Annotated in this window: 20 protein-coding genes; 14 read left to right on the top strand and 6 right to left on the bottom strand. The window is 53.9% G+C overall.

Annotated features, from left to right (window positions below; all coding sequences use genetic code 11):
- The first annotated feature begins 583 nt into the window (after positions 1 to 583).
- Positions 584 to 1,372: a DUF6694 family lipoprotein gene (locus RBB47_RS24905; RefSeq protein ID WP_371932854.1), complete on the top strand. Its 789-nt coding sequence runs from the start codon at positions 584 to 586 to the stop codon at positions 1,370 to 1,372.
- Positions 1,373 to 1,478: 106 nt separating this feature from the next.
- On the opposite strand, the gene RBB47_RS24900 is transcribed toward RBB47_RS24905, so the two are convergent.
- The 5 genes from RBB47_RS24900 to RBB47_RS24880 all read right to left on the bottom strand — a co-directional run bounded on the left by RBB47_RS24900 (position 1,479) and on the right by RBB47_RS24880 (position 8,723).
- Positions 1,479 to 1,865, bottom strand: coding sequence for a terminase small subunit (locus RBB47_RS24900; protein WP_305988620.1), 387 nt, complete (start codon positions 1,863 to 1,865; stop codon positions 1,479 to 1,481).
- Between the two features lie 1,028 nt (positions 1,866 to 2,893).
- Positions 2,894 to 5,566 carry a hypothetical protein gene (locus tag RBB47_RS24895; protein WP_305988619.1) on the bottom strand — a complete coding sequence of 891 codons (2,673 nt, stop codon included), beginning with the start codon at positions 5,564 to 5,566 and terminating at the stop codon, positions 2,894 to 2,896.
- A 444-nt stretch (positions 5,567 to 6,010) separates the two neighbouring features.
- Positions 6,011 to 6,640, bottom strand: coding sequence for a hypothetical protein (locus RBB47_RS24890; RefSeq protein ID WP_305988618.1), 630 nt, complete (start codon positions 6,638 to 6,640; stop codon positions 6,011 to 6,013).
- A 383-nt stretch (positions 6,641 to 7,023) separates the two neighbouring features.
- Positions 7,024 to 7,491: a hypothetical protein gene (locus RBB47_RS24885; RefSeq protein ID WP_305988617.1), complete on the bottom strand. Its 468-nt coding sequence runs from the start codon at positions 7,489 to 7,491 to the stop codon at positions 7,024 to 7,026.
- On the bottom strand, positions 7,491 to 8,723 hold the full coding sequence (locus RBB47_RS24880; RefSeq protein ID WP_305988616.1) for an integrase arm-type DNA-binding domain-containing protein: 1,233 nt from the start codon (positions 8,721 to 8,723) through the stop codon (positions 7,491 to 7,493). The genes RBB47_RS24885 and RBB47_RS24880 overlap by 1 nt, the downstream gene beginning before the upstream one ends.
- A 315-nt stretch (positions 8,724 to 9,038) precedes the next feature.
- Here RBB47_RS24880 and RBB47_RS24875 point away from each other — a divergent pair, with 315 nt between their 5' ends.
- Together RBB47_RS24875 and mgtE are read left to right on the top strand one after the other, a co-directional pair.
- Positions 9,039 to 9,356 (top strand): hypothetical protein, encoded by a 318-nt coding sequence (locus RBB47_RS24875; protein ID WP_305988615.1) that lies wholly within the window; start codon positions 9,039 to 9,041, stop codon positions 9,354 to 9,356.
- Positions 9,357 to 9,511: 155 nt separating this feature from the next.
- The gene (gene mgtE / locus RBB47_RS24870) at positions 9,512 to 10,927 is read left to right on the top strand and encodes a magnesium transporter (protein WP_305988614.1); all 1,416 of its coding nucleotides are present in this window, start codon (positions 9,512 to 9,514) and stop codon (positions 10,925 to 10,927) included.
- Between the two features lie 4 nt (positions 10,928 to 10,931).
- Here the strand turns inward: mgtE and RBB47_RS24865 are convergent, their stop codons facing one another.
- Positions 10,932 to 11,651 carry a MarR family winged helix-turn-helix transcriptional regulator gene (locus tag RBB47_RS24865; RefSeq protein ID WP_305988613.1) on the bottom strand — a complete coding sequence of 240 codons (720 nt, stop codon included), beginning with the start codon at positions 11,649 to 11,651 and terminating at the stop codon, positions 10,932 to 10,934.
- A gap of 150 nt (positions 11,652 to 11,801) precedes the next feature.
- Between RBB47_RS24865 and RBB47_RS24860 the strand changes: the two genes are divergently transcribed.
- The 11 genes from RBB47_RS24860 (at position 11,802) to RBB47_RS24810 (ending at position 19,156) form a co-directional block, all read left to right on the top strand.
- Complete coding sequence (locus RBB47_RS24860) at positions 11,802 to 12,227, top strand: organic hydroperoxide resistance protein (protein WP_305988612.1); 426 nt, start codon at positions 11,802 to 11,804, stop codon at positions 12,225 to 12,227.
- A gap of 130 nt (positions 12,228 to 12,357) precedes the next feature.
- Positions 12,358 to 12,789 carry a VOC family protein gene (locus RBB47_RS24855; protein WP_305988611.1) on the top strand — a complete coding sequence of 144 codons (432 nt, stop codon included), beginning with the start codon at positions 12,358 to 12,360 and terminating at the stop codon, positions 12,787 to 12,789.
- Positions 12,790 to 13,117: 328 nt separating this feature from the next.
- Entirely contained in the window at positions 13,118 to 13,828 is a 711-nt protein-coding gene (locus RBB47_RS24850) for a GH25 family lysozyme (RefSeq protein ID WP_305988610.1), read from the top strand.
- Positions 13,829 to 13,916: 88 nt separating this feature from the next.
- Complete coding sequence (locus tag RBB47_RS24845; RefSeq protein ID WP_305988609.1) at positions 13,917 to 14,318, top strand: MerR family DNA-binding transcriptional regulator; 402 nt, start codon at positions 13,917 to 13,919, stop codon at positions 14,316 to 14,318.
- A complete protein-coding gene (locus RBB47_RS24840; RefSeq protein ID WP_305988608.1) occupies positions 14,318 to 14,761 on the top strand; it encodes a PaaI family thioesterase in 444 nt (147 codons plus the stop codon). The genes RBB47_RS24845 and RBB47_RS24840 overlap by 1 nt, the downstream gene beginning before the upstream one ends.
- Positions 14,762 to 14,764: 3 nt before the next feature.
- The gene (locus RBB47_RS24835) at positions 14,765 to 15,232 is read left to right on the top strand and encodes a GNAT family N-acetyltransferase (protein ID WP_305988607.1); all 468 of its coding nucleotides are present in this window, start codon (positions 14,765 to 14,767) and stop codon (positions 15,230 to 15,232) included.
- 4 nt (positions 15,233 to 15,236) lie between these two features.
- A complete protein-coding gene (locus tag RBB47_RS24830) occupies positions 15,237 to 16,409 on the top strand; it encodes an isovaleryl-CoA dehydrogenase (protein ID WP_305988606.1) in 1,173 nt (390 codons plus the stop codon).
- A 42-nt stretch (positions 16,410 to 16,451) separates the two neighbouring features.
- On the top strand, positions 16,452 to 16,964 hold the full coding sequence (locus RBB47_RS24825) for an SET domain-containing protein (RefSeq protein WP_305988605.1): 513 nt from the start codon (positions 16,452 to 16,454) through the stop codon (positions 16,962 to 16,964).
- A complete protein-coding gene (locus RBB47_RS24820; RefSeq protein WP_305988604.1) occupies positions 16,961 to 17,350 on the top strand; it encodes a cupin domain-containing protein in 390 nt (129 codons plus the stop codon). The genes RBB47_RS24825 and RBB47_RS24820 overlap by 4 nt, the downstream gene beginning before the upstream one ends.
- A 52-nt stretch (positions 17,351 to 17,402) precedes the next feature.
- On the top strand, positions 17,403 to 18,095 hold the full coding sequence (locus RBB47_RS24815) for an SDR family oxidoreductase (RefSeq protein ID WP_305988603.1): 693 nt from the start codon (positions 17,403 to 17,405) through the stop codon (positions 18,093 to 18,095).
- Between the two features lie 89 nt (positions 18,096 to 18,184).
- The gene (locus RBB47_RS24810; RefSeq protein ID WP_305988602.1) at positions 18,185 to 19,156 is read left to right on the top strand and encodes an agmatinase; all 972 of its coding nucleotides are present in this window, start codon (positions 18,185 to 18,187) and stop codon (positions 19,154 to 19,156) included.
- The last annotated feature ends 31 nt before the right edge of the window (positions 19,157 to 19,187 follow it).

The following is a 19,187-nucleotide window of genomic DNA, read 5'->3' as shown; positions in this document are numbered from 1 at the left end:
TCAAAAAGTGTCTTTTTGGGCAGCAGCGTTTCTTGGCTTGTTCTGCTCCCAACGCGGGCAAATACCTAGTGGCGCGAGTCCACATCTGCGGATCGAAATAACATTCATTTGCAAAGCGGACCATTATGCAAATCACTGGAAAAGTCCGCTCTCCGCCCAATCCGTGAATTTGCTGCGCCTCAAATGAACGTCTGCTTTCGGGCGCAGCCTAATATGCGGCGAGCGACCGAAATGGAAGCGCAAAGTGGACAATGGTAGGGCAACAAACGAGCCGGTAATTCAGAGTCTCAACACTCTTAAGTGATCTTGAAGCTTGAAACTGGTGTTTCAGTGCTAGGGCTTTTTTGTAAAGCAGCTGTTTGTGCTGGGAGGTGGCCACAAACTCGTTCAATTGCTCCAACCCAACAGCGTCAGATATCACTAACGCGTCTGTCGTGTGAATTGGTTGCTCTATTCGTGAAATCTAAAAAGGTGAATAAAAACAGAATTTTAAAGAAATTTTTGACCATTTACGTTTGTTTAATAAATCACACATAAGTAGCTTGTACGAGAAACGCAATCAAGAGTAGAAAGAGTGGCCGTGATGTTAAAGGCTGTGTTGACTGCTGGAGCCATATTGGTGGGTGCTACAACAGTGATGTCTTTTTCGGTTCGAGCACAAACGATAGATGCGAGTTCTGCTGAGGCGATGGAAAAAAGTATCGCCGTCGTTGTGTCCAAACTGTCGCCGGAAGACCAGCAGAGGTTTAAAGCGGCACTGACAAAAATCACCGTTACTGCGCTTCTTCCAAAAGCTTTTGCGCGACCGAAAGCCGAGAACGGGGCATCTAAATTGTCCCAGGCCGATGTGATCGCCTTTATCCGGCCAATGGTTGACGGAAAGACCGCCGCGGAAATCATAGCCGCAGGGTTGAAAACACCAAACGCTGGAAAAGCGACACCCGAACCCAAATCTCAAGTTGCCGATAAGGAAGGCAAGAAGCGTTGTCTGATGAGCGCCTTGCCTGTTAAAAATGCTCGGGTTGAACGCATGAAATATGTGTCGAGTAGGCAGCTGCGAGTGACTGTTACTAACAATTTGTCCTGGCCAGTGTCTTCAGTGCGCATTTCTTATTCAGTTCAATCCCAAAATCGGCAAGTGCCGTGGGAAGAGGGCAATAGCTTCTACAAAATCTCTGGCGGAATAAATCCAGGTGAGTCACGAGAAATCGGAATTGGCTTATACACAACGCCCAATGACATTCCGGCAAACGAGCTCAGCATCACCGCATCTGTCGCGGATGTTGTGGATGCAGACAATCGACAGTTTGTAAGAGAAGTGACCCTTATTGGTGCCCACGAAGAGACAAGCTCACGGACCTGCTTAGACTGAGTGGACGAAAAGCGGTTTTGTCTGGTCGTTGGGCAAAATAAAAATACTACGTCGCAAGCCAGACCAAATGGCTGGCGACGCTTCAGCTGCTAGTGGACGTCTCGGGCTATGATTGATGTCCGCGGGCCAAGTCGCGGCTTATGATGTTCGCTTTAAATATCCCTGCAGCAGCACCTTCAAATTTTTGCGCAAACACTGCACCGTCGATAATCTCTATTGCCTCAGCGAGATCTTTGCGCTTAGCGCGCCAGTATCTCCATGCTTGAGAAGACACGCCGAGGAAGTTGCAGAAACCGGCGATAGTCATGGGACGAGCGACCCGCAGATTCGCTTTCAAGACACCGCCATCGACTATGAAAATTTTTTCGGTGTAGAAAGGATTTTCCTCTACGTCCTTTGCGTATGCTACGAAGGATTCAATAAGCTCCTCAGGAGCAGCGATCTTTCGCGGTCTCCAGGGAGGGCGATTGGGGTTTTTATCTCTGATTTTCATCGCATTAGACTGCCGTTTGCATGGAAAAATTGTAGCCTATGGCATTGGTAATCCGCAATCCAAGCGGGTGGGTTTCCACTTTGCAAGGCTTACTTTTTTGCGGTCAATTGGGGGCTAGGCAAACAGGCGTGGTGGCTCGCACCTTCGTTGGACGACACTCCTGAAAACTCAGTATCGGAATCTCAGTCGTTGAAAGTTGCCCTTAGTGCACCACCAGTGGGGGGCATTCTATGAGAGTTATGTGCGCTCGGAACGCACCTGTTTTGAGTCAAAAGTCTATTATTAACAGCAAGATAGGAAGTATCGTGCGCGATTCATTACACGAAAAATAGACTAGTCAGGCAAAAAGAAAGGCCACCCACAAGGGCAGCCTTCAAGTAAGTGCTGTGCTTAGAGGCCCAAAAAACGGGCCGTAAATACACGTCACAAAATCAACCAAAGATTGCAAGGAGAAAAAGCCCGGTCCGAAGGGCGGGCTTAAGGCGGTGGGGTAGTTAGTTCAAGTGTTATTGGAGCGACCGGATTGGATGGTCACGGGCAAAGCTCAAAGCAATCCTAAGACGGGCTCATGGATTCAATCAAGGGTAGAAACGGCAAGGCAGTTTACTACAGTCCAATAGCCTTGGCCAACGAGGGTTTTGCTCGGCCAGCCACCCAACCAACAAAATTCTCCAATCTCTAAATTGATGTGCCCTTAGACAAAACTTCAAGAAGCACCAGCCTTCATTTCTTGTATTTGTTGCGCATTTGTTGCATTTGAAAAAAACAACAAATGAAACCCAATAAAACCAATAACTTATATAAGGAAAAAGTATTTGTTTTAATTGTTGCTATGGGGGTAGCTTCCCCAGCATTGTTTTTGACTGTATTCAAATTGCTTTGCAACTTTTTGGTGATTTGTGGGGAGTGGAGGTGCACCCCCTGCAAAAATACAACAAATGAGCCCTTAAAGGTAAAAAAATAATAAAAACAATAACTTAAATTCTTTTTTGATTTATTGCATTTCGGTGCAAGAAATACAACAAATGCTAAAGGTGCGCCCTATGAATATAGCGTTCTGACGGACGGCCTTTTTGACCCAGCTTGCGAATCCTGTCCATTTCCTCAGTGATGTGGACTACTTCCTCGCCAGAAACAAGAGACTCCAACACGGTGGCCAAAGCTCTAGACGGGAACTTCTTGGAAAACTTGCGACGGATGTCGCTCATCGTTTTGCCCTTGGCCTTGCCGTCCTCAATGAACCGCAACACCTCTTTTGAATTAGCGTCGTGGTCGTTCTCGGTTATGTGGTTGCCGATATTGTTGATGGCCAGACCAGCGCAATGGAACGCGACCGCAGCGGCGATATCAAAATCGTGGTCCGTGATGCGGGTTTCTTCTGCCTTATGACCGGTGATCCAGAAGGTTCGGCTCAGGGCCAGGACCAGCGCGATCTTAGCGGTCATTTCTGCCACGCGCCTTACGATGGCGGGAGCGCCCGGTATGCTGTTCTCTCGTGCAAATTTTGCTGCGGCAGCCATCGAACGGCGAAGCTTGATGCGTCGATCGTGTGTATTGCCATCCCACGCGATGCGGTAAGGGTTGGCAGCGGTCACCGAGGGCAGGGCGTTTAGCCAGACAACAAACTGCTCCAGCTTCGTTCGGAAGTGTTCCTCGTCTGCGCGGTCGGCTGTCTGGTCAACGGTATCGCCCAAGCAAAAAGCAAGGTAGCGGGCGATACTGCCGTCAAGCAGGTTTCCACTGCCAAGAGCACCCCAATAAACTTCAGGTGTGCTGAATCCGAAAAGGTTTAAGTGTGGGTATTCAATAGGCGGGCGCTTGGCTTCCTTTGTCGCAGCTCCCGTTCCCTTGTCGATGCTGTTGCTCTTGCTGAAAAGCTTGGTGAACGCATCAATGATTTTGCGTTTGTGTGTTGCCGATGATCCCTTCAGCGCGTGGTGCATTATCTTTCCGAACTCGTCCATAAGACAGAGCTTCACGCTGTAGCCACCGGCTTTCTTGTTGAGTAGTTCGTCGACGATGGCGCTGTCGCTGTGGAAGTCTTCACTCCCTCGCAGCGCTGACAGATAGCTCGTTGCGTTTAAGTCGCTTTCCACCGGCTTAAAGTTATCCAAGAGATCGTAAACAACTTGGAGCAGCGACGACTTACCCATGCCAGACTCATCCAGACCGGCGAAGTTCATATTGGTTCTGGTTTGTGTGCCAGCCGTCGCGCATCGGGGTCCAATGACGGCAGCTAGCAGCGACAGGGACAACATAAACGAGCCGTTGATTGAACTGACTTCGGAAGCTCGGTCGATATAGTCCGCAAGCGCCCCTGCAAAGCCGCCAACTTGTTCTTGTGGGTTAGTAATGGGGAATGGCGACAGCTTTAGAGGGAAGCGCTTATAGAACTCAGCCGCCGTCATCGCACGTGCTGGTGTGGGACGCTCCCGTGGCGCGACAGGGTCGATTTTGGGCACACTCTCCCATTCGTCGTCCTCGCTAGTTTCCGGCTGTATAGCGGCTTGGTTTTTCTGCCGGATGGATTCAATCTGTTCGTTTTTCGCTATGGCGCTGTAAGGAATGCCTTCGATATAATCCACCCTAGCCCAAAGCTCTTTCCCATGTTTTATAAAGCGGTCCAGACATTCCCGGGCGGTTTCCAACTCTGGATTCCAACCAAGAAGCTTCGCTTCCCATTCTTCCCAACACACAACCGCATAAGCTTTCGCCTGTTCGCGGTTGGCATCGAAACAGAGGTACAAATCGAAAGCGTCGCCAGTCCGCCTCCCGTGTCCTGATTCACGCCCAACACCGAACTTGTTGATCGTGTCGGACAGGGAAACCCAGCGGTCACCGTTGGCGTATCGCATTATGCGCATCGAGCCGTAGCCGACCGTCGACTGATCTGGATGCCGCCACAGATCCCGGTGCGTTGGACTACATTCAAAACCGTAAAGCGCAAGCATCTCGTCAATTGAATGCTTCCGGCGGAATGCGCCGATATAGGACATGCGCCCCTCGGTGGCCGCCGTGTTGCTTTTCTGGCTCTCGCTGTGCATGGTGTCCAGATGGATCTTAGCGACGATTTCTATCGGGTGCCCGTCGTAGTCTAGAAACTCACTGCCATTGATAAGGTGCTCATAGTGGTCACCCATGTTCGGCCCGTAAAAGACTTGCGCGGTGCGCTCCAGGCTGCGGTCTAGCGCTAAGCCTTGTTGTTGCAGGGCATCAAAAAGCGCTGCCTGATAGGCGCTGTACTTGTCGCCAGGCAACTGTTTGGCCAGCGGGATAACAAAACGCGACTTCTGCTTTTCAGGTGTGCTGCTTTTAGTGGTGTACAGGATGCGAAAGACATCGTTGCCCAGACACTTAGCTAGGCACGCATCGACATGTGACAGGCTGGCGTTACAGTCGTCCAAGTCACCGACAAGCGCATTGTACATTCCTCGTTGACGCTGCACTTCGTGGGTTCGGGCGTCAAACTCGTTGTAGCTGGAAGCAATAATGCACTGAGCGTTTTCCTTTAGTACGTCCTGCGGGTTTTCAACCAGCTCAATGAACTTCGAAAGCGTAATTGTGTCGTATGGCTGACCAGCATGCGGCGAAGTGTTTATTCTACCGTCAGAAAGTATGTCAATGTGTGTATCTCTTGAACCGTTATGAATAATACCAAGTATACGGTCGGAGTGTATGGGAGATATATTCCGAGAAAGCATTGCACATTCCAATAATCTACAAATTTATACGCGAAAACATCTTTGGTGTGCTGTGCGCCTAACAGTGCTTAACCTGTTGCGTGTTCATCATTCCTTGATGTCTGCTCGGAATCCTGGCCCTAGTGCTCGGGATTTTACTTTTCGTCGCTCTGTTTTGCAGTGTTGTCTGCAGTAACAGGGAAGCAAGCGGTACGTGGCATCGCTATAGAATCCAAGTAATTGGTAGATTTATCTTGTTTTATTGCTTTTTTTTATTGTTCTACTCGGATATCTTTACACCAGTGACATGTCGGTCACTTTGAGAGGAACTGCCGTCGATAAGCATCTTGCCGGGCTTTGCTGAAATACGGCCACGCAGGAACGCAGCATTCGCAGGCCCCAGCTCAACTGGTAACCCGCGACCCTGCCGTTTCACGGCTCCAATTTTTCGCCTTAGCTCGCGGTTCATGGTTGTCGCACTCCCAATGCGTTGGCAATGGAATCCAATCCGGCCAACGTGTCGGAGTGCGGAGGTATGCCCCAGACATTCAGGTTCACGGTGTAACCGTTCAACTCGCTGGTATCTTCAAACGCGTCAATGCCGGTTTTCAGGTAGAACTCGCGCAACAAGCGGTCCCAGCGTTCTTGTTCGTTTGGGCTGTTGCGCATGAACTTGAGAAGCAAGCTCTGGGTAATGTCGTTCTTCAAACTGAACGCAAGGTACCGTTGCTTCGAGCTTGCGTTTGGGCCGTGCACCGAACTGCTTTTGATCTCAAAGGTGGATGCCACGCGAGGCTGCTTAACGTAGCCTGCATCGCTAGCGGGGGCCGCTGGTGGCTTTGCCACGGGTGCCGGGGGTATTGGCACAGGGGCGGGCTTTACGGGCGCTGGTGCGGCTGTTTTGGGCGGAGTGTGCGGCACCGGCCCCACGGTCGGTGCTGAGGCTTCGTAAGGGCTGACGTATTCGACTTGGGAACCGGGCTCAACGGCGATGGGGCTGGCAGTTCCGTTACTAGAAATTTTCCAAGCAACAACCATCAACTTGTTGCCGTGGTCCTGTTCCCAATGGCCGGGGAAAGCTGGAATGATGGTCATGCCACACCCCCGGCGATCTGCATGATGTGATTTGCTGTCTGCACATAAAGCGTAAGGCCGAACAGTTCGAGCAGCTTGAGGGCGATGGTCATTTGCCTGCCTCCTCACGCTGCTTGAGGGCCATGTCGGCTAGATGCTTGTCAATCTCTTCCTCATTCCAGAGGTTGGTACCGTTCAGCTTGAGGGGCTGGGGGAGAAGACCTTTCTTAAGGTCATCATAGATTGCGCGCTTAGATCTATCGCCAAGCTTTTCGCATAGTTGTTTTAGATTTATCCATGACACTGTATTGATCCATAACTTACTTTAGCGTTGTTTAGAGTTGTTATGGAGCTATGTTTGCGAATTGGCGCGTATTTGCATATTGTGTTTATAAAAATATGTTTTACCCCCGTTTCCGGGCTTCTTTTACCTTTTGAATTTCTCTCCGAACTGTTTCGGCGCTCCAATTTAGGACATGTCCGATGTGGGCGTAGGCCTCGCCTTTTTTGCACTTGAACTGCATCATCAGTGCAGCGTAGCACATGGCAATAAGTCGGCTGTCCGGTGCTGGTTTCTTTCTGCCTCTACCGTCGGGGGCTTTACGCGCGGCAAGCCTTTGTACGAAGGGCGTAAGTGCCGCTGGCAAGTGCTCAGGCACCTCGTGTTCTAAATCTCCGGCAAGCCAGGATCGAAGATACTCGTGGAGGAAAAAATCCGTTTCGGCCCTATCAACAAGTTCCTTCAAGCTGTCTGCATCGTTGAGAAACTCAGGCGGAATCGAAACAGTTCCACCAGTCCGAATAAACACGTCTGCGTTCAACACCGCACGTACAGCTTCTAGTTTAACTTCGTCGAACTCGATCTCAGCCATTAGCTTGCCTTCAGCAGTTTAACGACAACACCGTCATCGCCAGTTACGTGACCGGCCCAACGTTCCATCAGCACGGCGCGGCGCTTCAGGTCTTTTGAGCGGTCATATGCCTGAGTCGTGCTGTCACCAATCTTATGGGCCAGGACGCGTTCGCGAGTGTCAAACTGAGCATCGGTTTCCTCGGTCAGCCAATCGCGGAGCGTGCTACGGAAACCGTGTGGCCGGGCGTCCATGCCGCGATCCTTCATAAACTTGCTCATAGCCATGTCGCTGATAACGCCTTTGCGCGGGCTGGCGAATAGGTAGCCGCCTTTGCTGCGGGAAACAGCTAGTTTAACGACGCGCTGAGCTTCACGGCTAAGTGGGATATCAAAGTCCTTTGCCTTGCCCTTTTGCCCTTTCATGTTCTCAGCCGGAATCGTCCATACACCGTCGTTAAGCTGGTCGACATGGGCGTGACGAATGGCGTAGCTACGGGCACCGGTCAAGATCAGTAGCTTAAGGGCAAGCTGTGTGACGTTGTCGTCGGCCAACGTGGTGTAGAAGTCCGGCGTGTCCTGCCACAACAGCGCTTCGATATGCTTGACGACATGATCTTGTGCGCCGAGCAGCGTGCGGGCCTTAGGAACTGTTTCCAGGCTGACATTGAGGTCGGCCGCTGCCGCGTGCCGGAACACGATGCCGATACGGTCCATGCACTTTGCAGCGGTTGACGCCTTCGTGTGCCAAATCGGCTTGAGCAGCTTTGCTAGCTCTTTCTGGTCGATCTCTTCAATCGGCCGTGTGCCCAACGTTGGCAGCACATGAATCTCAAGAGGCGACATCCAGCGGCCATTTTTGCCACCGCCTTTAAGCTTGGCTTTGTAGGCTTCAAATGCTTCGTCGCACATCTCTTTGAATGTGCGGCCCTTGTGCTGGTTCGCAATTATCTGCTTCTTGCGTTCCTCTCTGAGGTCAATGCCCTGCCGTGCAAGATCGCGGGCTTCTTTTGCCGCGTCACGTGCTTGCGCAAGGCTCATGTCAGGATACCGGCCCAAGCCGATCTCGACACGCTTGCCCTGACCAAACGGTGCCTTGATGGTAACCTGCACCGCCCAATACAAAGCGCCGTGCCTTCTGATATGAAGGGAGAGCCCGCCGCCATCTGAGATTCGAGTGTCTTTTGCAAGGCTCCTGCAAGTGCGTTCGGCCTCGTTGATTTGCTTCTGTGTGATCTTGTGGATCGCGCCCATGTTATGTGCTCCATGCAATGTCTTACACAAAAAATAGGCACACGGCCTGCACAATTTCAAGCGAGTTTGCAAAAAATTGCGCAGTCAAGTTACTGATTATAATAGCATTTTTCCGCTATGTGCGCGAATTTGCATGTAACTGCATATGCAAAAATATGCTTCTCGACCGCACCATTCACTCCGACAGGAGTGGTGCAAAAACCGGCGTGAGCCGGTTTTTTTGTGGGCATTTATCGCCGGCAGGTTTGGGGCCTTGGTGCCGCCCTGATTGGATCTCTAGATAACCGGCGTTGCTATCATGTGTGCGGCGGTTGCATGGCTCTTTTCAAATTCGTCTTTCTTGGTCTGGCGGGCGTCGGCATTGCGTTTTTGCCTGTGACCGTTTCGGTCGCTCAGTCCCTTTCCACGAACCCGGCACGCTTTACGGCAATGACGTGCCAGCAGCTTTGGTATGTGGAGCAGCAGACGCTTGCCGAGGGCAGGGTGTGCCTTCAGAGCGAGCGGGCCAAGCGGGCCTTCAGCCGCGCTGATCGCTGCATCTCATCGAACGAAAAGATTTTGCCAGCCAAAGCACAAAATTATCTCGGCCAGCTCCGGCAGGTTGGGCGGCAAAAGGGTTGTGCCGGATTTTGAACAAATCCGGTATGTGCGAAAATACACAGCCAAATCCTTCCAAGCTAAAACACGGCTGGCCTGTGGACCGGTTCGGCTTTTGCGGTGGCGCTTTATCTGCGTAACCGCTAGTTCTTGACGTGGTTTCGGGGAACGCGCGGTGAGGGAGGCAACAGATGAGCGAAGCAGCTGAGCTGGACGTCACAGCCTCACCGGAACCGCAAATTCCTGTTCGCGACGAGGAAGAACGCCTCAATCCCGACTTCATTGCTGCGGTCGAAGCTGCGATTGAAGCCGATGACCGAATTGAGCTGAAGGATCTTGCCGGGGATCTGCACGAAGCGGACACCGGTGACCTTCTTGAAACGCTCGATGCCGATGAACGTGCGGCCTTTATCCGGCTTTTGGGCGACGAATTCGATTATACGGCGCTCACGGAGACGGACGAGGCCGTTCGCCTCCAGGTGCTGGAAGACCTGCCGAATGAAGTCATCGCCGAGGGGCTTGGCGACCTCGATTCAGATGATGCCGTCTACATCCTTGAAGATCTGGACGAAGACGATCAGGCGGCCATTCTTGAGGAGCTGCCATATGCCGACCGGGCGCAGCTGAAAAAAGCCCTTGATTATCCGGAAGAAAGTGCCGGCCGGCGGATGCAAAGCGAGTTTATCGCCGTTGCTCCCTTCTGGACGGTCGGCCAGACCATCGACTACATGCGCGAAGCGCGCGACTTGCCGGACAGTTTTTACGAAATTTATGTGGTTGATCCGGCTTTCAAGCTCCTCGGCTCCGTCCATCTCGACAAGATCCTGCGCACCAAGCGCGCCGAGAAGGTGACCTCAATCATGGAGGAAACCCGGCAGGCGGTTCTGGCGACGGAGGATCAGGAGGAAGTTGCGCGCCGGTTCGAACGCTACAATCTGGTGTCTTCGGCCGTCGTCGACGAGAACGACCGGCTGGTCGGGGTCCTCACCGTCGACGATATCGTCGACGTGATCCAGGAAGAGGCCGAAGAGGATCTGCGCGCGCTGGCAGGGGTCGGCGACGAAGAGATTTCCGACAGCGTGGTCACCATTGCCCGCTCGCGCCTTGCCTGGCTTGTGGTCAATCTCGGCACAGCGATCCTGGCGTCGATCGTGATTGCCCTCTTTGAAGATACCATCGAAGCGATGGTTGCCCTTGCGGTGCTGATGCCGATCGTTGCGTCCATGGGCGGGAATGCCGGCACTCAGACAATGACGGTTGCCGTGCGCGGGATCGCGACCCAGGAACTCAGTGCCCGCAACATGATGCGGGTTCTCAATCGCGAGGTTCTTGTCAGTGTGGTCAACGGCGTGGCGCTGGCCGTGCTTATCGGTGTGACGGCCTGGCTTTGGTTTTCCAGCCCAGGGCTTGGCGTGGTGATTGCCGGGGCCATTGTCATCAACATGCTGTTTGCCGGTCTTTCGGGTCTGCTGATCCCGATCGTGCTGGATCGGTTCAATGTCGACCCGGCCATCGCATCGAGCGTATTCGTCACCACCGTGACAGATGTCGTCGGCTTCTTTGCCTTTCTCGGCATTGCGGCAATCTGGTTCGGGCTGCCGCTTTGAGCATTCAGCTTTGATCGGATTTTCTTAAGTTATCGCGCAGCTTCATGATCTTTGCCTGAAGATCCATGATCTCGTCCGTGGTCAAGCCAGATGCGGAGAAGACACAGGAGCTGAAACGCTCGGTTTTTTTCCGCAATTCGCGGCCTTTGCGAGTCAGCTTCAAAATGACCTGGCGCTCGTCCTTGCTGTTGCGCGTGCGCGTCAGCAGCCCCATCGCCTCAAGGCGTTTCAGGAGAGGCGTCAACGTATTGGTGTCGAGTTGCAATTTCGAGGTGATGGTTCCGACCGGCACGTTGTTCTTTTCCCAAAGCACCGTCATGGCGAGGAACTGCGGATAGGTGAGGCCGATCTCCTTCAAGAGGTCCTTGTAGACGCCGTGCATGGCGTGATTTGCCGAATAAAGCGCAAAGCAGAGAAAATCATCAAGGTGCAACGGCTCGGGTGGAGCCGACGCGTTTGCTGAATGCGGAGCCGTTTCCCGCACCGCTTCTTGCGGACTGGTGCCGGTCGCGGCTCCTTCCGGTGGTTGCCCGCCGGGCCGCACCTCCCCAGTGTCACGCTTGTCCGTAGCACCTGATTGTGGCGCATCCTCTTTCTTGGCTTGTGACTTGTTGAGGGGCTTCTTCTTCGTTGGCGAAGGGTCTTTTTTGCTCTTTTGGGTCTCTCCGGGCGCGGAAAATCCGATCGCGTCCAGAAGAGACATCTGATTGGTCGTCTCGTTCATTCGTCACCTTATAAGTCGTGCGCGATATGGTCGCAACCAGTTGACCTCTTTCGGACGTTTGTATATGTGAATAAATATATCGTGCACGATATAAAAATTTGCAAGCTAATGCGATTGCTGCGAATTTACAGATGAAAAAGGAGCGATGAGATGACAGTGGATGTGCTTTATGAAACCAGGGCCCGCGCAACGGGCGGACGCGATGGCAAAGCTGAGACCCTTAGCGGTTCATTCAAGGTGGATCTTGCGACACCAAAGGAATTGGGCGGCGCCGGCGGTGCGGGAAACAACCCTGAAGAACTGTTTGCCGCCGGTTATGCGGCCTGTTTCATCGGTGCAATGAAATTTGTCGGTGGCCAGGAAAAGATTGCGGTACCAGCCGAAACCTCCATCACGTCCACGGTCGGGATCGGCCCGCGTTCTGAAGGTGGCTTCGGTCTGGAGGTGGCTCTGGAAATTTCATTGCCAGGTGTCGAGCGCTCCGTGGCTGAAGACCTCGTTGCCAAAGCCCATCAGGTCTGCCCCTATTCCAACGCGACACGCAACAACATCGATGTGAAGCTTTCGATTGCCTAGGTCGGAGTAGCATTGAAATCAATTCAGAACGCCCTGCATCTGTGCGGGGCGTTTTTGCGTTCAAACCGATGGACGAGCAAGTCGGTTACCTGAAATACTGCCTTTAACACGAGTCTTTGTGAGCGGATGAATGACCAGTGCACCACCACCTATCGATGGCATTTTGGAAACAGCCGTCTATGTCGACGATATGGAGGCCGCTCACGCTTTTTATTCAGACATACTTGGGCTCAAGCGTATGGTCGCCGGCGAGCGCTTGTTTGCCTATGACGCGGGCCCTGCGCAGACACTGCTCGTGTTTTACCGCGGCCATACAGGTGAAGACGTTGAAACGTCAGGCGGTGTTGTTCCGGGCCATGACACGGTCGGGCACGGCCATTTTGCCTTTCGGATTTCCAGAGATCAGTTGCAGCCCTGGCGCGACTACCTGACCAAAAGCGGCGTGGCGATTACGAGTGAGGTCACCTGGCCCGCAGGAGGTATCAGCATTTACTTCGAGGACCCGGACGGAAATGTCCTGGAATTGGCAGCTGCGCCACTCTGGCTCAACTTCTTATCGTGAATCTTAAGATTTTTCGGGCAAGTTTTGCCACTTGGGGTCTGAGCCAAGGGTACGGACTCATAAATGAAATCGATCTGGTTTGGGTCGTTTTGACCATATGAAAGGAACGAAAGCGCAGGAATTGTGGTTCATTTTCAAGCCTTTCGTGACGTGGCAGATGGTCAAAACGGCCAAATCCGAAGGACGGCAAAATGGCTTCACCTCGCAGCGTCACCGTGCTTGACCGGGCAACAAGCCCGCTCTTCACACGCTTCCTCGCGAGATTTCGCCATTCTGCCGCCAAATCGGCTTCATTTATGAGTCCGTACCCTAGCGTGCGGGTGGCAAAATGAACTTCTTGCAGGCAATCTTTCGAACATTGTTCTACGTTGTGGTCGGGGGGGTTATCTCGATCGCAGGGGCGGCATATTTCTTCATGAACTGGGAACCGGACAGAGACGAATTTCCCATTCGAGGCATAGATGTCTCGCATCATCTCGGTGAGATCGATTGGGACAAGGTTGCCGGCGACGACGTTGCCTTCGCCTATATGAAAGCCAGCGAGGGCGGTGACTTCCGGGATGGTGCATTTGCTCGGAACTGGGCAGGGGCGGGCGCAGCCGGTGTCGCACGCGGCGCTTATCATTATTTCAGTCTGTGCAAGCCAGGTCGTGAACAGGCGGCCAACTTCCTGAGCGTTCTGCCGAACGACCAGGGAATGCTGGCACCCGTGCTGGATCTTGAATTCACCGATGGCTGCACGAAGCGGCCGCCGGTCGCGGACGTTCAAAGGGAAATCTCTGAATTCGTGAAGCTCGTGGAGCAGTCGGTCGCCAAAAAGGTCATCTTCTACGCACCGGAAGAGTTCTATCGCTCCTATCTGAAAGATCAGGGGTTGAACCGGCGGCTCTGGACCCGGTCCATCTGGCATTCGCCGTCCTACACAAAGGACTGGTTCCTCTGGCAGTATCAGGACAGGGGCATGATCGAGGGCATTACAGGCAATGTGGACCTGAATGTTCTGAACGGCGAGATCAGCGTGAATGATCTGAAGTCATGATATTTAATTATCTGTATTTATTATAAAAAAACAGATGTATTGACTTTAACGTAAAAAGGCGAAACTGTGCGCTCAACAAGGAGCGGGCATGCAGCGCTATTTCACGATCACCCAGCTTACGCAGGAATTTGACATCACCACACGTACGCTTCGCTTTTACGAGGCTCAGGGACTTGTGTCTCCGAACCGGCGTGGCAGGCAACGGCTTTACACACCCGGTGACAGGACCCGCATCAAGCTGATTTTGCGTGGCAAGCGGCTCGGCTTTTCCCTGAATGAGATCAAGGAAATGATCGAGATGTATGGCAGTGCGCCAGGTGAAGCCGGGCAGCTTGGGTTGCTGCTTGAAAGGATTTCCTTCCGGCGCGACGAGCTGCTTGAAAAACAGCGTGACATCGAGCTGACCCTGCTCGAACTCGATGAAGTCGAAGAAGGTGCCAAGGCGCGTATGGCCGAATTAGGCGCCAAGGTTCGAATGGAGAACGATTGATGGATCTTGCCCCGAGGGATCCCGATTGGGAAAGCCGTGTTCGAAAGAGTTTCGCGGCCCAAAAATTCATGGAATATCTGGGAGCCGAGCTGGTGCATCTGTCCCCTGGTGGGGTCGATATCGAGCTCAGGATGCGGCCGGAGCTCACCCAGCAGCATGGTTTCTTTCACGCCGGGGCGACATCCTCGATTGCCGACAGTTCCGCTGGATATGCGGCGTTGACGCTGTTTGCCGCCGACTTTGGGGTGCTTACCAGCGAGTACAAAGTCAATCTGCTCAATCCCGCGAAACAATCCGTGCTTCTTGCGCGCGGAAGGGTAATCAAGCCCGGCAAAACGCTGACGATCGCAAAGGCGGACGTTTACGGGCTCGACGATGGTTTGCAGGTTCATGTGGCGACCGGGCTTTTTACGCTGATGAGCGTTGCCGGGGTGAAGGACTGAAGAATGGTTGAAATTCTGGTGCGCCCGCTGGAACGGGACGACAGACCCGAGTGGGAAAAGCTCTGGGGCGAATACCTCGTGTTCTACGAGCAGGAACTGGCGGCCGGAGTAACGGAGGATCTGTTTGAAAGGCTGCTTTCGCCGGCGTCCCACCGTGCTTTTGTCGCCGAAATCGACGGGAACGTTGTCGGCCTGGTCCATTACCTTTTCCACGACAGCACGTGGACTTCGGATCGGGTCTGCTATTTGGAAGACTTGTATGTCAGCCCGGACATTCGCGGCGGTGGTGTTGGTGGCAAACTGATTGAAGCCGTCTACGCAGCCGCCGACGCGGAATCGAATGCGAGCGGCAAGGTGTACTGGCACACAGATCAAAAGAACAAGCGCGCGCAGGTGCTCTACGACCGCATCGGCGAGCTAAGCGATTCCATACGCTACGTGCGGCCCAAGGATGGGGCCGCCGGGAGGTAAATCAATGATCAGAAACGACTTTCCGAACTTTAACTTCGATCTCGGTGAAACGGCGGACATGCTTCGGGACACCGTACGTTCCTACAGTCAGGACCGTATAGCGCCCCTTGCCGAAAAGATTGACAGGGAGGACTGGTTCCCGCGGGAAATCTGGCCCGAGATGGGTGAACTCGGTCTGCATGGCATCACGGTTGAGGAAGAGTGGGGTGGTTCCGGACTTGGCTATCTGGAGCACTGCATCGCGATGGAAGAAGTCAGCCGGGCATCAGCCTCCGTCGGATTGAGCTACGGCGCGCACTCCAACCTGTGCGTCAATCAAATGCGCCGTTGGGGCACCGACGATCAGAAAAAGAGATATCTTGAAAAACTGATTACCGGAGAGCATCTCGGTGCGCTGGCCATGTCCGAGCCGGGAGCCGGGTCTGATGTGGTTTCCATGAAGCTGCGCGCTGACAAGAAAGGGGATCGCTATGTCCTTAACGGTTCGAAGATGTGGATCACCAACGGACCGACTGCGGACACCTTGATCATCTATGCAAAAACGGATCCTGACGCGGGACCGAAAGGGATAACAGCGTTCCTTGTCGAGCGGGACTTTCCAGGGTTTTCCGTTGCCCAGAAACTGGACAAACTGGGCATGCGTGGCTCCGACACGGGCGAGCTTGTGTTCCAGGACTGCGAGGTGCCGGAGGAAAACGTTCTTGGCGAAGTCGGTAAGGGCGTCAATGTCCTGATGTCCGGTCTCGATTACGAACGAGCTGTACTTGCCGCCGGCTCGGTCGGCATTATGCAGGCGGCCATGGATGTGGTCATGCCTTATGTGCATGAACGTCAGCAGTTCGGCCAGCCGATCGGCACGTTCCAGTTGGTGCAGGGCAAGGTCGCCGACATGTATGTCACCATGAATGCGACGAAGTCCTACGTTTATGCGGTCGCAAGAGCATGCGACCGCGGCGAGACCACACGCGAAGATGCTGCCGGGGCCATTTTGTTTGCCGCGGAAAATGCGACCAAAATCGCGCTTGATGCCATCCAGCTTCTGGGAGGCAACGGGTATATCAACGAATATCCGACAGGACGCTTGCTGCGCGATGCCAAACTCTATGAGATCGGGGCAGGAACGTCCGAAATCCGGCGCATGCTGATCGGGCGTGAAATCTTCAACAAGACGTCGTAATTGTCAGGCAGGGTCGCGCCTTTGCCCAGGAGGAGGGGGAGAATGAGCGCGAGCTGGTTCTCAGCGAAGGTCGAAAAGAAGTCCAGCAGGATTGAGGGGACGGGCCTTTTTGCCAAAACTCAGATTTTTGAAGGTGAGCTGCTTGTTGTGAAAGGCGGGCACATCTTCGACCGCGCAACCCGCGACCATCTGGCGCAAAGTCTCGGTCCGGCCGAGATCCAGATTGCCGATGACCTGTTTCTTGGGCCGCGAGCGCCCGAAGAGCGCGCCGCTTCCATGATGTTCCTCAATCATTCCTGTGAACCCAATGTCGGCATCAAAGGCCAAATCTGCTTTCATGCAATGCGCAGCATCGAGCCCGGTGAAGAACTGACTTTCGATTATGCGACCGGGGACAATGACGACTGGAGCATGACGTGTTCCTGCGGATCGAAAAACTGCCGGGGTCTGGTCTCGGGAATGGACTGGAAAATCGAAAACCTGCAAAAACGGTATCGAGGCTGGTTCTCTGAATACCTTCAATCCAGGATCGACGAGGAAGCGAGCGGGTCGTGAAACAATCAAGAGTGCCGGACACTGCGGATGCAAAATCCCCGGCGGGAGCAGATATCAGTTTTCTCATGGACGGTGCGACTGGCAACATGATCCACGCATCAGTTCCAGCCGGTCAGATCAATCGGGCGACGCGGCACAAGACCGTAAGCGAATTCTGGTTCGTGCTGGAAGGCAAGGGGCAAATCTGGCGGTCGGACGGCAGTTCGCAAAGTGTTGTCGATTTGGAACCTGGCGTGTCGATCGACATCCCCGTTGGCACTGCTTTTCAGTATCGGAGCGACGAAAACCAATTCCTCAAGTTCATCTGCATATCCATGCCGCCATGGCCCGGAGATGACGAAGCTGAATATGTGGACGGCATTTGGCAGGAAACCATTGATGCCTGATCTCCTGCTGTCCGGGTTGCGTACATGCCCGAAGAGTTGATCAGGACGTTGCATGACCCGAAAAATCGCGTTGGTTGCCGGTTCCACGGGAGGAATTGGCGGAGCTACAATTGAGGCCCTGGAAACATCGGCCAGTTACGATGAGGTCATCGGGCTGAACCGAAACTCCGCGCCGCCTCTGGATTTGCTGGACGAAAAGACGATCGCTGCTTGTGCGCACTGGGCCGGGTCACTTGAAGGTGACATTCGATTGGTTTTCGTGGCGACCGGTTCGCTTACGCCGGATGGCATGCGCCCGGAAAAGAGCTTGCGCGAAATTGATCCCGATCTGCTGGCAAGGTCTTACGCGATCAACGCAATTGGACCTGCGCTGTTGCTGAAACACTTTTTGCCATTGTTGCCGAGACAAGGCCGCAGCGTCTTTGCCGTGCTATCTGCCCGCGTGGGGTCGATCGGCGACAACAAGCTCGGTGGATGGTACGCCTATCGTGCCTCCAAGGCCGCGCTGAACCAGATCGTGCGAACGGCTTCCGTGGAACTTGCGCGAAAGGCTCCGGAGGCGATCTGCGTTGCTTTGCATCCCGGTACCGTCCGGACCCAGCTGACGGACGGTTTTTCCAAAAGCGGTCTGGACGTCCAGGAGCCCGAAATCGCGGCAGGCCGTCTGCTGTCTGTGGTAGACTCTCTGTCTCCATCGCAGACCGGCGGCTTTTTCGACCACATGGGCAAGACGATTTCCTGGTAAGCGGGTTTTTGTTGAACCTGCCATCGTTTCTGCCAGAAATAACGTTCTGAGCTGGTTTCCTCCAATTTGGCACGTTTCAGGTAGCACACATGACCGATCCATTTTTCCATCCCGTGTCCGGGTTCGACTTGCCGCGTTTTGCAGGTGTTCCGACATTCATGCGACTGCCGCATGTGGATCTGGAGGATCCAAGGATTTCGGAGGTTACCATCGGTTTGATCGGCATGCCCTGGGATGGCGGAACGACGAACCGGCCGGGCCCGCGGCATGGCCCGCGGCAACTCAGGGACATGTCCACGATGATCCGGGCCCAGAACGGTGCGACCGGTGTCAGGCCGTTTGAACTGGTCAATTGCGCGGACCTTGGTGATGTTGGCCCCAATCCCGCGAGCGTTGACGACAGTCTCGTGCGCATGACCACCTTCTACGACAAGGTCGTTGCCGCTGGCATTGTTCCACTCTCGGCAGGCGGCGATCATTTGTGTTCCCTGCCGATATTGAGATCGCTGGCCAGGACCAAGCCGCTTGGCATGATCCACTTCGACAGCCACACGGACCTCTTCAAGAGTTATTTCGGTGGGATGCAGTACACTCACGGCACACCGTTTCGCCGCGCCGTCGAAGAAGGTTTGCTGGACCCGAAGCGGGTCGTGCAGATCGGCATTCGAGGCACGGCCTATGACAGCGAAGACAGGGATTTTGCCGAAAGTGTCGGGATCAAGGTCATTCCCATCGAAGAATTTCATGCACGCGGACCGGAAGATGTGATGGTCGAGGCGCGGGAGATCGCCGGAACAGGTCCAACCTATGTTTCCTACGACATTGATTTTGTCGATCCCGCGTTCGCTCCGGGCACGGGTACGCCTGAAGTGGGCGGTCCGAATTCGTTTCAGTCGCTGCAGGTGGCGCGGCTGCTGGAGGGCGTGGATATCGTCGGCGCCGACCTGGTGGAAGTATCGCCGCCCTTCGACGCGAGCGGCGCGACCGCGTTTCTCGGTGTTTCCATCATATTCGAGCTGCTGTGCAACATGGCAATGGCCGCAAGGGCGCGCGCTGCCTGACCGATTCAGAGCAGCGCAATGTGCGCCATAG

Origin of the sequence: Roseibium sp. MMSF_3544, from assembly GCF_030732845.1 — a bacterium.
Classification (GTDB): Bacteria; Pseudomonadota; Alphaproteobacteria; order Rhizobiales; family Stappiaceae; genus Roseibium.
Note: the sequence above shows the minus strand (reverse complement) of the source record. Positions and strands in the feature narration are given on the sequence as shown.

Coding starts and splice junctions, on each gene's coding strand:
- RBB47_RS24905 (WP_371932854.1), top strand. CDS start 584: ATGTTAAAGGCTGTGTTGACTGCTGGAGCCATATTGGTGGGTGCTACA.
- RBB47_RS24900 (WP_305988620.1), bottom strand. CDS start 1,865: ATGAAAATCAGAGATAAAAACCCCAATCGCCCTCCCTGGAGACCGCGA.
- RBB47_RS24895 (WP_305988619.1), bottom strand. CDS start 5,566: ATGCTTTCTCGGAATATATCTCCCATACACTCCGACCGTATACTTGGT.
- RBB47_RS24890 (WP_305988618.1), bottom strand. CDS start 6,640: ATGACCATCATTCCAGCTTTCCCCGGCCATTGGGAACAGGACCACGGC.
- RBB47_RS24885 (WP_305988617.1), bottom strand. CDS start 7,491: ATGGCTGAGATCGAGTTCGACGAAGTTAAACTAGAAGCTGTACGTGCG.
- RBB47_RS24880 (WP_305988616.1), bottom strand. CDS start 8,723: ATGGGCGCGATCCACAAGATCACACAGAAGCAAATCAACGAGGCCGAA.
- RBB47_RS24875 (WP_305988615.1), top strand. CDS start 9,039: ATGGCTCTTTTCAAATTCGTCTTTCTTGGTCTGGCGGGCGTCGGCATT.
- mgtE (WP_305988614.1), top strand. CDS start 9,512: ATGAGCGAAGCAGCTGAGCTGGACGTCACAGCCTCACCGGAACCGCAA.
- RBB47_RS24865 (WP_305988613.1), bottom strand. CDS start 11,651: ATGAACGAGACGACCAATCAGATGTCTCTTCTGGACGCGATCGGATTT.
- RBB47_RS24860 (WP_305988612.1), top strand. CDS start 11,802: ATGACAGTGGATGTGCTTTATGAAACCAGGGCCCGCGCAACGGGCGGA.
- RBB47_RS24855 (WP_305988611.1), top strand. CDS start 12,358: ATGACCAGTGCACCACCACCTATCGATGGCATTTTGGAAACAGCCGTC.
- RBB47_RS24850 (WP_305988610.1), top strand. CDS start 13,118: ATGAACTTCTTGCAGGCAATCTTTCGAACATTGTTCTACGTTGTGGTC.
- RBB47_RS24845 (WP_305988609.1), top strand. CDS start 13,917: ATGCAGCGCTATTTCACGATCACCCAGCTTACGCAGGAATTTGACATC.
- RBB47_RS24840 (WP_305988608.1), top strand. CDS start 14,318: ATGGATCTTGCCCCGAGGGATCCCGATTGGGAAAGCCGTGTTCGAAAG.
- RBB47_RS24835 (WP_305988607.1), top strand. CDS start 14,765: ATGGTTGAAATTCTGGTGCGCCCGCTGGAACGGGACGACAGACCCGAG.
- RBB47_RS24830 (WP_305988606.1), top strand. CDS start 15,237: ATGATCAGAAACGACTTTCCGAACTTTAACTTCGATCTCGGTGAAACG.
- RBB47_RS24825 (WP_305988605.1), top strand. CDS start 16,452: ATGAGCGCGAGCTGGTTCTCAGCGAAGGTCGAAAAGAAGTCCAGCAGG.
- RBB47_RS24815 (WP_305988603.1), top strand. CDS start 17,403: ATGACCCGAAAAATCGCGTTGGTTGCCGGTTCCACGGGAGGAATTGGC.
- RBB47_RS24810 (WP_305988602.1), top strand. CDS start 18,185: ATGACCGATCCATTTTTCCATCCCGTGTCCGGGTTCGACTTGCCGCGT.